The 14,502-nt window shown below is 38.5% G+C and carries 13 protein-coding genes; 2 read left to right on the forward strand and 11 right to left on the reverse strand.

Annotated features, from left to right (window positions below; translation table 11 throughout):
• Positions 1–78 precede the first annotated feature (78 nt).
• From J9537_RS14385 to J9537_RS14425, 9 genes are all read right to left on the reverse strand, one after another.
• Positions 79–753, reverse strand: coding sequence for an FctA domain-containing protein (locus tag J9537_RS14385; RefSeq protein WP_218256217.1), 675 nt, complete (start codon positions 751–753; stop codon positions 79–81).
• A 1-nt stretch (position 754) separates the two neighbouring features.
• A complete protein-coding gene (gene srtB, locus J9537_RS14390; RefSeq protein WP_218256218.1) occupies positions 755–1,687 on the reverse strand; it encodes a class B sortase in 933 nt (310 codons plus the stop codon).
• A 1-nt stretch (position 1,688) separates the two neighbouring features.
• Positions 1,689–2,903 (reverse strand): DUF7601 domain-containing protein, encoded by a 1,215-nt coding sequence (locus J9537_RS14395; protein ID WP_218256219.1) that lies wholly within the window; start codon positions 2,901–2,903, stop codon positions 1,689–1,691.
• 60 nt (positions 2,904–2,963) lie between these two features.
• A complete protein-coding gene (lepB, locus tag J9537_RS14400) occupies positions 2,964–3,512 on the reverse strand; it encodes a signal peptidase I (RefSeq protein WP_218256220.1) in 549 nt (182 codons plus the stop codon).
• Positions 3,513–4,007: 495 nt separating this feature from the next.
• Positions 4,008–4,301, reverse strand: a complete 294-nt coding sequence (locus tag J9537_RS14405) for a nucleotide pyrophosphohydrolase (RefSeq protein ID WP_218256221.1) — start codon at positions 4,299–4,301, stop codon at positions 4,008–4,010.
• Between the two features lie 20 nt (positions 4,302–4,321).
• A complete protein-coding gene (locus J9537_RS14410) occupies positions 4,322–5,845 on the reverse strand; it encodes an AcpB/EbpR/MafR family transcriptional regulator (protein ID WP_218256222.1) in 1,524 nt (507 codons plus the stop codon).
• Between the two features lie 383 nt (positions 5,846–6,228).
• Positions 6,229–6,615 carry an ASCH domain-containing protein gene (locus J9537_RS14415; protein WP_218256223.1) on the reverse strand — a complete coding sequence of 129 codons (387 nt, stop codon included), beginning with the start codon at positions 6,613–6,615 and terminating at the stop codon, positions 6,229–6,231.
• Positions 6,616–6,699: 84 nt separating this feature from the next.
• Complete coding sequence (locus J9537_RS14420) at positions 6,700–7,191, reverse strand: macro domain-containing protein (RefSeq protein WP_245001260.1); 492 nt, start codon at positions 7,189–7,191, stop codon at positions 6,700–6,702.
• Positions 7,192–7,326: 135 nt separating this feature from the next.
• Positions 7,327–8,301 carry a tRNA dihydrouridine synthase gene (locus J9537_RS14425; protein WP_218256224.1) on the reverse strand — a complete coding sequence of 325 codons (975 nt, stop codon included), beginning with the start codon at positions 8,299–8,301 and terminating at the stop codon, positions 7,327–7,329.
• 396 nt (positions 8,302–8,697) lie between these two features.
• On the opposite strand from J9537_RS14425, the gene J9537_RS14430 reads away from it, so the two are divergent.
• Complete coding sequence (locus J9537_RS14430) at positions 8,698–9,402, forward strand: helix-turn-helix domain-containing protein (RefSeq protein ID WP_218256225.1); 705 nt, start codon at positions 8,698–8,700, stop codon at positions 9,400–9,402.
• 242 nt (positions 9,403–9,644) lie between these two features.
• Positions 9,645–10,964 carry an IS1380-like element ISSsu5 family transposase gene (locus J9537_RS14435; protein ID WP_002338419.1) on the forward strand — a complete coding sequence of 440 codons (1,320 nt, stop codon included), beginning with the start codon at positions 9,645–9,647 and terminating at the stop codon, positions 10,962–10,964.
• Positions 10,965–11,152: 188 nt separating this feature from the next.
• Here J9537_RS14435 and J9537_RS14440 read toward each other — a convergent pair whose 3' ends face one another.
• Together J9537_RS14440 and J9537_RS14445 are read right to left on the reverse strand one after the other, a co-directional pair.
• Positions 11,153–14,011 (reverse strand): DEAD/DEAH box helicase, encoded by a 2,859-nt coding sequence (locus tag J9537_RS14440; protein ID WP_218256226.1) that lies wholly within the window; start codon positions 14,009–14,011, stop codon positions 11,153–11,155.
• A complete protein-coding gene (locus J9537_RS14445; protein ID WP_218256227.1) occupies positions 14,004–14,411 on the reverse strand; it encodes a (deoxy)nucleoside triphosphate pyrophosphohydrolase in 408 nt (135 codons plus the stop codon). The genes J9537_RS14440 and J9537_RS14445 overlap by 8 nt, the downstream gene beginning before the upstream one ends.
• Positions 14,412–14,502: the final 91 nt, after the last annotated feature.

A 14,502-nucleotide genomic window follows, 5' to 3' on the forward strand; every position in this document is an offset into this window, starting at 1 on the left:
GACCGCCTGTCATATCCTCAGAAAAAAAGACAACTAGCCTTTGAGAAAGCGTCGACCCATCAAGGATGGATCGACATCTTACTCTTTGGTTTCAATGTATTGCTTTCCTTTGTAGAAACTCATTGCCGCAAGTAAAACAATGAATCCCAATAGCCAAAGATTTTCCTTCAGCTGGCCCGTACTTGGCAGACGACGTTCTGATTCCTCAGTTTTTTCCTTTTCCTGCTTAGTATCGGGCAGAGACTCCGTCATAGGTTCCTCTTGATTTTTTGTTTGTACCGCCGTGTACATATTTTCAAATACAGCCGCAGCTACCTTCAGCTTTTGAGCATTCTTCACTGTAAGATCAACGTTTAAAGCTCCATCTATGTCCACAACATGAGCGGTGATCAGATAGACTTGATCATCATAGATAATCTCAGGTTTATCCGAGGGGATTTGTTGATAGAGTTTATAGATAAACGTCCCTTCATGAGAAAAATCGAACCCTTCAATAATTTTGCTTTCGTTTCCTGCTAGCTGTACTTGATAAGGTGTCTGATTATTAGGCATCGGACTGTTCGGCTCTAACGGTTCAAGAATATAGATACCTGTTTGGGCGATCTGCTCCAAACTGCCAGCGTCCATTTTAAAGGTCTGCTCAATGGGAATATGGGCCGTCGCTTGGGCCGAGACTTGCGTTGGAAAGAAAAAAGCAACGACAAGGAGAACAACTAGATAAAAACAAATTTCATATCTTTCACGTGTTCTCATTTTATTTGCTCCCTTCTTTTTTCCTTCTCAAAAACAAACCAAGCAAGATGACGAGCCAAAGGACCAGCAGGAAAGCACCTCGCCATTTAGATAAATTTCCCCACCAAGCTTGCGGATCAATTCCTAAAAAGGGTTTGACTTCTTCTGCCTGATAAAAGGGATCCTCAAAGGGTTCGTCAAAGAGTTTTCCAATCAATAGATGCCGACCATTTGTCGGTTCAGACGCACAGGTACTTAATAAAACAATCCGATCGTCTTCCGTGACCTTCATCGAACGCGTTTGACTGGCCTGTTCCAGCAAATACGACAAATAAGATTCACGAGCCGCACTCTCCTGAATCCCTGGATTATACAGCTGCCAGTCATAGGCATCCCCCTTAATGAAGGCAAAAAATTCAATCCCATAATTTTTTCCATCACAATAAAGATTGCCGTATTGGTGCTGATTGAAGTATTTTTTTTCAATGAATTTATCCAAACCGCCGAACATCGCTTCTTTATCCATGTGATGACCATAAATAATACTATTGAAGTCAGAAAAATCTGCGGCGTTCTCACTAGATAAAAAAATACTCCCCGCCAGCGAATACTTTCCTAGGACACTTGTATTCACATATTTCTGATCATTATCAGCCTGCGTTACGGGATAATCAATTCTTGTTCCGTAGACTGTCAGCCAGGCAATCACCTCGTCATTGATTTCCTTCAATTCCTGAAAGGATAGCGTATCATCTGCTTCAGGTTTGTATTGTTGCAAATTGGAGGACTGCGCACTTGATAACAACTGATTCGTATCCCACATTCCGTAAATCCCATACGCACATAGCAGCAATAAAAGAATCACTGCTATGCGATCAATCAAGTTACTAAAACAACGGACCAAACGAACGCTAAAAGAAAGTGTTTTTTTCGTTGGTTCTTTTGGCGCTGACATCTTACTGTGCTCTTCTTCGTTTACTTACTGTCAAAAATACGATTCCGGCACCAGCAACAAAGACCATGACGATGAATGGAAAATTATCGGTAAGAACCCCTGTGATACTAGGATCTTTGTATTCATTGGTTACAACCGTCGTATTTTTTATTGGCGTTTGGGCGGTCACGTCTTCAGCGTCCACAAGCAGATCGCTAATGCCGCCTATCTCAACTGTGAATTTCAAGTCATCATCAGGTGTGCCATCCGTTGCTACTCCATTTATACCTCGGCCAGTAACCACTGCTGAAGGAGTATATCCCTTAGCGATTGTTTCGACTACGTTGTAGGTAGAACCGACAGGCAGATTATCAAAGCTGATTTTTTCTCCGTGCTTTAATTTAACATCAATTTCAAAAATTCTTGTTGATTCATCATAGATAATAGGACTGTCTGGATCAGAACCTGAGGGTGTCGTATACGTTAACTCAAAATCCTTTTTGGTTGTTTCTGGCAATGTCACAGTAATTTTAAAATCGAACGCTTTTGTTCGATCCCCAGCGTTTCCTGCAACTCGTTTTTCTACTTCAAGTTCTGTCTCATCCCAAAATTCATTGACGAATCGGAATTCACTGCCGCCATCTAGCGTTACACTACCCGGTGTCGGATCTACTTTGTAGCCACCAGGCGTTCCGTCATCTTTTTTAACTTGATAAACAGTGATTCCTTTAACTACAGGATTTCCATCATCACCATTTTCAACGTAGACACGTACAGTGTAAAGCGCTTCTGAATAATGACTGATCACCTTCGATTTGGTATCAGGCGTTACCTCGACTACTTCATAAACAAAAGTGCCAGCATGAGGAAAATTGAGCGCTTTAATATCTGCCAATAAGTTGGTCGTTGACCTTACAAAGTTATCGTTCGTCGTCCCTTTATCTGGACTGCCAAAATTTATTGCAGGAATCGACCATGCTGGCTGATTGACAATTTCACTGGCATCTATAATCCCATCTTCATCCTCAGTTCCTAATGGTGTGGCAGTAAATTCAAATGACAGATCTGGTACAAGCACACCTTCTGGTATTTTTAATTCCTTCGTCAAAACCGCTTCATCTTCATATAATGTGTCATCTGCTCTGACTTCTGTGGGATTAATCATTCCTATCCCAATAATTGCACTCAATGCTGCTAAACCAATTAAAAAAACATGTAATAAATTTCTCTTTTTCATCCTCTTTCCTCCTCAAAAATATTTATCTATTTAGTTTCAATTTCCATTTAGGTTGAAAACTTAAATACTTCTTCGTCTCAATATCGTGATCACCTTACCAAGCGTATCCTTAGTCTTGATTGGCCCATATACACGGCTGTCTATTGCCGCTTCTCGTTTATCGCCTAAGACAAATACCTCCCCTGCTCCGATTTTTACTGGATAATCGATTCCCTCTGTATAAGGAAGGGTTTCCTCATAAATCTGATGCTCCACTTGTAAATGATTGTTAATCTCTAGTCCCTCTTCGGTTATGTCTACTGTGTCACCTTCAATTGCAACCACTCGCCGAAGCTGCAGGTCGTTCTCGTATTCTAAAGCGATCACATCTGAAGCGACATAGTTTTTATTTAGCCGATAATATAAAGCGACATCTCCAGATTTTACCGCCGGCACCATTGAATCATCTGGATAGCGGGTGATGCCATAGACAAAATGGACGACAAAATACGCCAGGGTCAACAAAACCGCTAGCTTTGTAACAAGAGAAAATAACTCCTGCTTAAAAAAGTCTGAAGAGGCCCTATTACGCTTTTTGGGTTGTTCGTTTACTTTCTGAGCTTTTTTCATTTTTCTTACCTGATTCTTTTCTTAAAAATCATCACACATACTGCCGTAATAACAGTTTAGAATAACGAAAGTTCAATTATAAATTTTATTAAAGTTCAAATAATAGTTTTAATAATAAGTGATATTTATTAGCAAACAATTGCTTTTCAATTATAAATTAACATATATACATATTTAACTCAACTGAAATATTAATCGTTTTTTCATTAAACCAGTTATTTAATCACTGTGTTTTTTTATTAGAAATGAAAAAAACTGATTAAAACACACATAAATAATACTCGGTTTTCGTAAAACGCTTACAAAATCGCGTTTTTCTATTTCATTTTATTTGAATTACATACAAAAACCAACATTATTATAAAGTCGATTATATATAACAATTAAAAACAAACCTCCTAACATAGCGGCTATTCATTTATTAGCATATTTTCCTTTAAAAAAACAAAAAAGAGCAGATTTCTCTGCTCCATTCGTGGGATTGCTCCGCAAGTTCTATTCTTTTTCTACTGGATACTTCACTGCATTTTTCTTCAACTTCTCACTGATGATCTCATCAATATCAAAATCCAAATTATCTGCCATCATATAAGAATAAATCAGCACATCCGCCAACTCTTCCTTCAAGCGTTCAGTCTGCGTGCGAGCTTCTTCGGATTCTTTCCATTGGAAAAGCTCCAATAGCTCCGCCGCCTCCAAGCAAATCGATAGGGCTAAATCTTTTTCATTGTGAAAAGGACGCCAGTTTCGTTCATCGCGAAATTGATTGATTTTCTCCATACTATTCATACATCAGCCTTCTTTCGCTACTATTCTACCATAGATACTAGCTGACGTTTTTCCTCAAGCTCGTTGATCGTCTCCTGGATCCAACGGGTACTCTGCCGCGTCAAAAAGGGATCGATCACAACGACGGGATACTCCTCCGGCAGCCCTTGAGCAGAGCCTGTAGTAATCAGACAATCGTATTTTTTCAATTCCTGTTGCAGTTGCGGTGTGCCGCCAGACAACTTTTCGAAATGATAAATCATAAAATTCCCATAGATTTTGTCCGAAATCTGTTTGGCTAAAAAGCTTTCCTCTGTTGGTGTCAGTTCAGACAGCAATAAGACTTTCAACAACGGCTCTTGACTAGCCAGCCATTCCATTCCTCTTTCTTCTGTCGTGATCAGCAAGTAGACATAATTTCGGATGAAATCTTCCTCTTGATACATCTGATACTTATGAACAAATTGCTCCACCAATGTCCTCACCTTTTCTACCCCTCGGCAATACATCTTGGAAACCTCTGTAAGAAAGATGGTGCGATTCCGCCAAAGTAAACATAAGTATTGGCCATCAGGATCATACAGATAAAAATCATTGGATAAAACGGTAGCCAAATCAATGCAATTTTGTTTGGTTAGACGATGCCCCAGCAGCTCATTATAGGCTTCTACCAGCTCATAATGCCGATGAAATAATTGTTGGTATTTTTCATTATCTTTCATTGCTAATTCCCGATGTTTCCAACTGAATACGATAGAATCGGAGAAAAGCAGCCACAAGCCATCTCGTGTCATCTCTGGGGTCAATGTCAGATCCGCCCCTTCTCTAACTGACTGCCGCAATTCTTTGTAAGGCAACTCCATGGGTAACGCCAGTCCTTCAATTCTAAGCTCCTCTTTAGGGTAGTCATGACCGTTTTTGATCCGCCAAATACTAATATAGAAATTGTAAATCAAGCGTTTTTGAAAAACATATTTTTCGTGGATCTGATTGATGCGGACAAATTCTTGCACATAGCGTTCAATAATATGGTAGTGTTTCGGCGGCAGCTTAGGCAGCGGACTTTCAAAAGCTACCTGCCGCTCACTATAAAAGCGGTAATAGAAATTACGAATCTCTCCCTCGTTCCCCTCTAAGCGTAGTGGTCGGTAACATAATTCCATGCCTGCCTGAGTAAACATTTGCTCAAGCTTTTTTAAATAGCGCTGCGTATTGGAGGTGCTGAGATACAATTTTTTCGCCAAGATCGTAATACTGTCGCACTCTTCGTATAAAAGCTCTTCGATGATCTGAAATTCCGGACTAGTATTGAGTATATTGGCATATAAATTCCCTAAGTTCACCTTTTTGTCTACCATTAAGCGATAAAGACCTTGCGTCTTCGTAATTTGAAAGCTTGGATATTCTTCATTAATCAATTCAATATCATTCAATAAAATCGGCAACGAACAATTCAGTTCACTCAACAGTTGGTTGCTCGACCAACCATCCCGATGATAATAAAGTCGCTCTACTAATGCCAGCCGCCGCTTGTTGCTTGTCCCCAAAAGTGTACGAAAATCCATGATCATTCTCCTCTCAAAAAGAATGCCGTCCCTAAAAGTTACAAAATCCGGTTCCCCTAAAAGCCCTATCACCAACAACTACCACCAAGCCTATTTTCTTATCAACCTTCACCTAATTGTATGAAATAAATACTCATTCCTTGTATAATTTCTATTTTGTTAACAAATAATAATATGAAAACACAATTATGGCAATTTTTGGTCAAAAATATTCAAAATAGCAGAATTAGACAAACGATTTTTCTAGATTAAGAAAAAAAGTACGCCCTACGATCAGAACAACAAACACCGTTCTTCATTCCTAAATCGACAAATAAATAAGCCCAGTAATCGTTTGATAGAAACGATCACTGGGCCTCTTTCATCTAGCGAAATGAAAAAGATTAATCCACTATTGAAAGATAGTATGTTTGCCAAAATTCCTCGGTAACGACTTTTTCGCCATCTTCTATTATGAATTCACCCGATTCTGGTTCGACAATCCGATCATCTGGTACATGGTACAAACGTCGCTGCCCCTTGATAGAGAAAGGTTTGATGCAACGGACATCTTCAAAGACCCACGCATATGAATCCTCAGCTAATTTTTTTACATCAACAAGATCAACAATGCATACCGCGTGCCCGGAGATGCAGCCAGGTGTTTTAATCGCCGTCGAACATATTAATAACGGTCCGCGATGATGGGTGCTCCACGACCGATATTCTTCAGTTTTTTTGCCGGAAAGAATCTCCATGACCGGCTCAGGGTGAATTGAGATAGCTTTCAAATCATTCGCCTCGCTTTTACTTATTTACTATTATCTTATCACTTTATCATAAAATTGATAAAAATAGTTAATCGTTTTCATTCCCTAGTTGAAGCCTTTCAAAAATCGGCAGCCAGGAGATTCAAAAACTACGACCAACGTGTTGATTGCCTGATTTTCTCCTCGATTAGCCACTTCATAAAGAATCCGGGCGGCCTCTGTCTTAGGGTAGCCATAAATTCCCGCACTTAAAACGGGAACAGCTATGGTATGAAGCTCGTGGGAATGAACCAGCCGATATACGGACTCATAGGCAGAGTAAAGCAATCGTTCTTCCTCGTGCTCGCCATCAATATAGCGTGGACCAACTGCATGAATCACGTAGGTAGCAGGTAAATGAAAGGCTTCCGTAATTACCGCCGAACCAGTCGGAGTGCCGCCGATTTTCGCCATCGCCTGCTTCAATTTTGGTCCAGCCGCTCGATTTAGCGCCCCATCAACACCGCCGCCCGGAATCAAGGCTGCATTTGCGGCATTGACGATCGCATCTACAGGCCGTTCTAAACGGGAGATATCGCCAAGTTTAACTTCGATCATTCTTTTTCGCTCCTTCTTCTTTTGATTTATTATATCAAGAAGTGAGAATCAATCAGAAGCTTCGCGATTTTATTGGTCAGTGAAGGCGAAAAAAGAGAACGAATTTGGAATCCGTCTCTCTTTTCTTTTAAACCATTAAAATAGCTCTTGATGTTCCTCTTCAAAAGTATCCAAAATCTCCCGCACCTCTGCAGTAGACTTTGTATTCATCAAGCTTACACGCAAGTCATTTGCGCCTGGGAAGCCTTTGACATAAATCTTAAAGAAACGGTGCAACCCAACGATGGAGCGAGGAACCTGCTCCGAAAACTGATCCTGCAGATCAAGCTGCAGTCGTAATAAGTCGATCATTTCTTTCGGTGTGTGCTCCTTTGGTTCTTTTTCAAAGGCATAGGGATTCTTGAAGATTCCGCGGCCGATCATCAAGCCGTCTACTCCGTACTTTTCCGCAAGCGCCAGGCCCATCTGACGATCCAAAATATCTCCATTGATTGTAATCAAGGTTTGAGGGGCAATTTCATCTCGCATTTTAACGATCTGAGGAATCAATTCCCAATGAGCGTCAACCTTACTCATTTCTTTTCTTGTTCGCATATGGACCGAAAGATTGGCAATGTCCTGTCTCAATAAGTGACTGATCCAGCTTTCCATCTCGGCCGTATCTGTAAAACCAAGCCGTGTCTTAACACTCACAGGCAATCCGCCTGCCTTCGCTGCCGCAATCAATTCAGCGGCTACATCTGGGCGTAGAATCAGCCCACTCCCCTTGCCTCGCTCCGCAACATTTGGGACGGGACAGCCCATGTTCAGATCGATCCCTTTAAATCCCATCTCCGCCAAGGCAATACTCATTTCACGGAAAAAAGCGGGGTTGTCTCCCCAGATATGCGCCACCATCGGCTGCTCATCCTCCGTAAAAGCCAACCGACCGCGAACACTCTCGATGCCATCTGGATGACAAAAGCTATCGGAATTTGTAAACTCCGTAAAGAAAACATCCGGCGCTCCCGCTGCTTTAACGACGTGACGAAACACTACATCCGTTACATCTTCCATTGGTGCCAAAATAAAAAAGGGCTTTGGCAGCTCTGCCCAAAAATTCGTTGTCATTATGTATATTTCCTCCTACCGTCCTTAAGTAAACGGTCGTACGTTTTTCAAAACAACGTTATTATACTAAGGTTTGATGGAAGAAGCAAAAAGCGCGTTTTCTCTCATCCCCGCTCCTATTAAAAAAAGAACAAAATTTGACTAGTGATCATTTATCTAACTGTCTTTGTCTTTATAAATAATAGTGCTTAGTATATTGTGTTTTGATATTAAAATGTATTTTATCCAAAAATTTAATTTATAGCCAAAAAAAATTAAAAAGAATAAAAAAATACTTTGAATATTTTTGATAATGTATGATTGCGGCGCTAACAAAATAATAAGAAGAATAAATGAATAGATGCTTATTAACCGTTGTGAATACAACTGGGAATTTACGAATAGGAGTGAAAAATTATGACGAGAGTATTAATCATAACAAAAAATTTATTGGCGGAGCAAAGTCTGCAGGCCATTTTACAACGATCAAATGACGAGGTCTATTGTTCCAGTGATTTGATGTTGGATGCACAGCTTTCTCCCCAGATCATCAAGTATTTCTCTTTGGTCATCTTTAGTGATACCATTTCTACTTTAGAAGTTTCAAAGTATTATTCTGCATTTAAGAAAAACGGCTTAGCTCTATTAAGAAAGGGCAGGAAAAATGACCTGAAGAATTCCGAATGCTCCTACTTGATTGATGAGATTGATGATTGGATCGATCCAGAAACCACGGATATCGAGGTCATTGAAAAAATTGCTAAATGGACGAGCAGTCAAACTAAATCAAGCCCTCTTGATAGCGAGGGAGTAGTCCCCCATGCCGAAAAAAATTCTGAGCTATTCTTCTTCAGCCTTTCAGCCAATGAGAAGAAATTCTTGCATTATCTCTATCAGTATCAAAAAACTGGAGAAATGTTGTCTCGTGAGAAATTATGCTATTTAATTTGGGAAAAGGATGCGACCAAATCAAACCTATGCCAGCTATCTAATTTAACCAATCGAATCAAAAAGAAATTAGCCGCCTATCATTTTCCCGAGGGCGAACTGATTACCTCATGGAACAAAGGCTACTTTTTAGGGGACCTATTGTTCAATGAGGTGCAGGAATATATGAATTAACAAATTTTGGGGGAAGTTCGCCAACAAGGCCCTTCTTGCAAAAACAATAGAGGGATACTTATTTTATATTAAGATTTTTCTTAGGCCTGAATAATTCATACTTTTTAATTGAAACCGTCTGAAACTGCCTAACGGCAGTCTGATAATTACTTTTTTAGTTTCACCCCTTAAGTGATGAAAAAAGAACCCCATTCTGCTATGGTAAAGGTGACGAAACCAACCATAAGAAAGGAGTTCTTCTCATGACTAGCTTACACAAAAATCAAGTTAAATTCAATTCAAATATCACTATTTCACATACCGGTGGTCGTCTATCAAGTGATTCGGGGTTAGTCCTGGTTAAAGAATTAATGAATACCTTCGGCTTTTCGCACTTAGCTAAACAATGGCTCCATATTACAGATCATCGGGCTTATTTTACCCATGATAACTTAGCGATATTGGAACAGCTTATTATGCAATTAATTGCTGGTTACTCGGCAGACTCATCAGCTAATCTATTAAGACGGGATCCTGTCTTTCAAGCTGTACTCGGTAAAAAACAGTTGGCATCACAATCCTCAATCTCACGGTTTCTGGATCGTTTCACCGAGGAGAACATCGATCAACTCCAAGCATTAAATCAGTCATTGATTGATAAAGCACGTTTAATTCGCAATGACACCGAGTTAATCATTGATGTCGATTCCACACATTCGGATACCTTTGGACGCCAAGAACAAACAGATTATAATGCCCATTATCAAACCTACGGCTATCACCCATTAGTTGCCTTTGATGGACTGACCGGAGATTTCTTAAAAGCTGAACTGCGTTCAGGCAATCAGTACACATCTAAAGGGGTAAAAGCCTTTATCAACCCGCTTTTACACCACTACAAGAGCACGTTACCTCATACCGAGATATTGGTTCGGGGTGACAGCGGCTTCGCCACACCAGAGGTGTATGAGTCTTGTGAAGCAACTGAAAGCCAGTACGTTATCCGATTAAAGAGCAATCGGAGGTTAAGTCAGTTAGCTGAACATTCTGTTCTTTACGGGGACAATCAAGAATGGGAAGAGCGAGAAGTGCAGTATTTTTCACTACCTTATCAAGCACAATCCTGGTCGAAACCTCGTCGTGTCTGTATACGCTCCGTCCGTGAAGGAGGAGAATTGCTATTTCATCATGCGTTTATTGTGACTAATCTATCCGACAATGTCTCGCCTGAAGTCATATTTTCTCTTTACGGCAAGCGAGGAACAATGGAAAATTTCATCAAAGAAGCGAAAGGTGGCTTTTACTTCGATAAAACAGATAGCCCGCGTTTCTTAGAAAATCATGTCAGAATGATGATCAGTGTCCTTGCATACAACCTCGTTAATTTTTTAAAAAGCATTGGTTTTGATAAAGTGAACCAGGGCATGACGATTCATTCCATCCGGCTGATATTGCTTAAAGTAGCCGGTAAACTTGTTCAGACTGGGAGACAGGTCTATCTCAAACTGTCAAGTTATCATGTGTATCAAACTGAATTTTATAAGGTTTTTGAACGCCTGCGGCGATCCAAACAATGGATTTAGACTAGTTATCACACAAATTTTTTAACCGATTCTTTTTCAAGGGATTCGTCTGCCCTTAAATAGACAAATAATTTTTATTATGATCTTCTTCCGTAGGCATCCTGTTCGAAAACACATTATTTTGGAAGAAAGTATCTGCCTAATTTAAAAATTGGCAATTTGTTCAAAAAAACAGGTTAAATTTAGAGCTATGAATTATTCAGGGGCTCAACAGATTGTATAAGATCAAATTCCATTTCTACAACATTTTTCTTTTTATTATCACTCGTTGTTTTTTGAACCTGCTTGATTGTTTCATGTTTTGGTAACACTTCACCCAAATAATAAAAATCAGTCTCGTTGTCAGTTTTGTTATACCGTCGTTTGACGAATAAATGAACGGTCCACTTCTCATTATTCATCAAAACCTTAACTTCTTTAGATTCTATCGTTCGAGGCGCTTTGGTAAACCAGCGAAATCGTTTCTCATCAAGAAATTCATCTTCATAAGAGATCAATGAGCCTTTAAAATCCTTACCTTTATCCAAGGTAACAAAAATCGCAAAATGATGGTTACTATAAGTATAACCGCCAATTCCTTGTTCATTTTGCTCAAAATTCATGTTAAGGGCACGTAAAACATCTTTACGGCGATATTTCTTATACAAATCCAGTTTGACTGAAAAATCATAATCTTTCGACTTTTCAATTCCAGTATCTATTATGTCTCGGAACAATTGGACAAAATATTCGTCATTTTTAATTTGAGAAAATAAGTCTGTTGAAATTAGCTTATCGTCATTAATAGTAAATAGCTGAATTTCAGAATACTTTCGCCACAAATTTTTCTCATAAAAGGATAGATCCAATACTTTAAAAGTTGAATCAACAATATCTTGATCTGATAACAACCCTTTTGATTCAAATAATTCTGTCACTTCTTGGCGAGTGATTACTTTTCGATCTTCATTCAAAAACAGATTTAAAACTTCTAACTCATGTGATCGAATCCCGTTTAATAATTCTCCCGTGATAAATTTTAAGATAAGATTCTCTTCGTCACTGATCTTTGTCTCATTTTCCTTTATCTTAACTAGAAAATTATAGTACGTTTGTTCCTTACTTGCGATCAATAAAGGATCAATACTTCCCAAACATTGAAAATCGATAAGCATTGGGACTCGATTTAAACGATTTTTTAAATCATAAAAGCTCTTTTTTATCTCGGCTAATCCACTCAATTTAGCCTCATCAATTGATTTAAAAATCCGTTCCTTTGCGATTTTTTCAAAATTAATCGTCGACAGTCCCTCAATATAATTCGTATCAAAGGTATCCCGTCGTAAATTATTTTTATTTCGACTATTATCCTCTGAAAAAGCCATCGGAATCATGTAATTATTTTTATAATTCCCAATAAAATCGATGATTGTGACAAATTCTTTTGATGGATCTTTACGCAACCCGCGCCCTAGTTGTTGAATAAAAATGATATTCGATTGCGTGTTTCGCAGCATAATTACTTGATTGATTTTAGGAATATCGATCCCTTCATTAAAAATATCCACAGTAAAAATGTAATTAAGCAATCCATTCTCTAGCTTTTCGACTTCTTTTTCACGAGCTTCTATCGAATGATCTCCTGATAGATAACTACTCGGAATACCTTTTTCGTTAAAAAGGCGAGCAAGCTTTTGCGCTTCATCTTTACGACTGCAAAAAACTAATCCCTTTACTTTATTTCCGAAACAGCCATAATAATCAATTTTCTCGATCAAAAAGTCCACGCGTTCATTATCCGTTAGGTATTTTAAATCAGCAGTTTCGTCAATAACATTCCCGTTCTTCTCATAGTCAGTCACGCCAAAATAATGGAACGGACATAATAAATCTTCTTTAAGTGCCTCTTGTAATCGAATTTCATAAGCAATATTGTAATCGAACAGTTCAAAAATATTGAACCCATCTGTTCTTTCCGGTGTAGCTGTCATCCCTAATAAAAACTTCGGTTTAAAAAAATCAATCGTCCGTGTATAAGATTCCGCTCCAGCTTTGTGGACTTCATCAATCAAAATATAATCAAAGGCTTCTGCACCTATTTGTTGTTGAAATTTTTCTTTGGAAATCGTTTGGATTGTAGCAAATAAATATTTTGCATCAATTTCTTTAGAACTTCCAGAAAGGATTCCGTAGTCAGCATCATCCCCACCGAGTATTTTTTTAAATGTCTCCATTGCTTTATTCAAAATTTGCTCCCGATGCACTACAAACAACATTTTTTCCGGTTTAAAGGCTTCAACATCAAAAGCCGCTAGATAGGTTTTACCCGTTCCTGTTGCAGATATAATCAACCCTTTTTGCTCACCTCTGTTACGTAAATCAGTCAATCCACTTAACGCTGCTTTTTGCATCGTATTAGGTGTAATATAGTCAGAACTCTCAGCAATAGACTTTGTTAGATTTAGTGTTTGTGGCGTAACTAGGGCTTTGTAGTTAATTTTAAAACTAGAAATCCACTTTTCAGTCAATGGTTCTGCATTTTCCCATTCTTCTTCCAAATGTTCTTTTATTTCAGAAATCAACTCTCCATGGTCCAAAGAAGTGAGTTTAACATTCCACTCATAATTGATTTTTAATGCACTCATCGTTAAGTTTGAACTTCCAATAATGAAGGATTGATGATCTTTATGATTAAAAAGATAGCCCTTAGAATGAAAACCTTCTTTGTCTGAAATGCGTACTTCGACATTAGGAATTTTCAACAGGGATGAAAAAACATCTGGATTATTAAATCCCAAATAAGTCGAAGTCAATATTCGTCCTTTAACCCCTCGCAAGTGCAAATCCATTAATTGTGCCTTGATAGAATCCAAACCACTCTGAGTAATGAATGCTACAGATAGGGTAAAATCTACACACTCAGCAAATTCTTCTTGTAATGTGGGTAAAAAGAATTGTTTCTTCTCTGGACGATTGATAATAAATGCTGGACTTAACGGATTAGCATCAATATCCTTATCAAAAAAAGCTCGATTTACAGCTTGTTTTAAATAGCTATAATTATTCATCACAAATACCCTGTTGAATTAATTTTTGTACTGCTGGTATGTCTGCCGGTGCCCAATCTAACTGATCTAATTGGTTAGTTGAGAGCCATTTCGATTGAATGTGTTCCGTTAAAACTGGTTCTCCTGTCTTCAAATGACAGATATATGTTTTTAAAGTAACAATTCCAAAATCATATTCATATGTCGTTGATTCGAATAAATGCTCAGAAATTTCGACCTGGACTTGCAACTCTTCCATCAATTCTCTTTCCAAAGCCTCTGCAGTCGATTCATTTTTTTCAATTTTACCACCAGGAAATTCCCATAAATTTGAAAGCGAACGCCCTTCTCCTCGTTGACAGCAAAGGATTTTTTTATCACGAATAATGATAGCACCTACTACAAAAATTTCTTTTTTCATTCCAATAAACCTTCTTACTTTAGCATTATGTTCAAAGTAAGAATCTCATAAAATAATGCGATATGCAAATTGTATTCATATGAATAGTTTG

Source organism: Enterococcus raffinosus, from assembly GCF_019175485.1.
GTDB lineage: Bacteria > Bacillota > Bacilli > Lactobacillales > Enterococcaceae > Enterococcus_A > Enterococcus_A raffinosus.

Bases quoted from the DNA above. Each gene is read 5' to 3' on its own strand.
- J9537_RS14385 (WP_218256217.1), bottom strand. From the start codon at position 753: ATGAGAACACGTGAAAGATATGAAATTTGTTTTTATCTAGTTGTTCTC.
- srtB (WP_218256218.1), bottom strand. From the start codon at position 1,687: ATGTCAGCGCCAAAAGAACCAACGAAAAAAACACTTTCTTTTAGCGTT.
- J9537_RS14395 (WP_218256219.1), bottom strand. From the start codon at position 2,903: ATGAAAAAGAGAAATTTATTACATGTTTTTTTAATTGGTTTAGCAGCA.
- lepB (WP_218256220.1), bottom strand. From the start codon at position 3,512: ATGAAAAAAGCTCAGAAAGTAAACGAACAACCCAAAAAGCGTAATAGG.
- J9537_RS14405 (WP_218256221.1), bottom strand. From the start codon at position 4,301: ATGAATAGTATGGAGAAAATCAATCAATTTCGCGATGAACGAAACTGG.
- J9537_RS14410 (WP_218256222.1), bottom strand. From the start codon at position 5,845: ATGGATTTTCGTACACTTTTGGGGACAAGCAACAAGCGGCGGCTGGCA.
- J9537_RS14420 (WP_245001260.1), bottom strand. From the start codon at position 7,191: ATGATCGAAGTTAAACTTGGCGATATCTCCCGTTTAGAACGGCCTGTA.
- J9537_RS14425 (WP_218256224.1), bottom strand. From the start codon at position 8,301: ATGACAACGAATTTTTGGGCAGAGCTGCCAAAGCCCTTTTTTATTTTG.
- J9537_RS14430 (WP_218256225.1), top strand. From the start codon at position 8,698: ATGACGAGAGTATTAATCATAACAAAAAATTTATTGGCGGAGCAAAGT.
- J9537_RS14435 (WP_002338419.1), top strand. From the start codon at position 9,645: ATGACTAGCTTACACAAAAATCAAGTTAAATTCAATTCAAATATCACT.
- J9537_RS14440 (WP_218256226.1), bottom strand. From the start codon at position 14,011: ATGAATAATTATAGCTATTTAAAACAAGCTGTAAATCGAGCTTTTTTT.
- J9537_RS14445 (WP_218256227.1), bottom strand. From the start codon at position 14,411: ATGAAAAAAGAAATTTTTGTAGTAGGTGCTATCATTATTCGTGATAAA.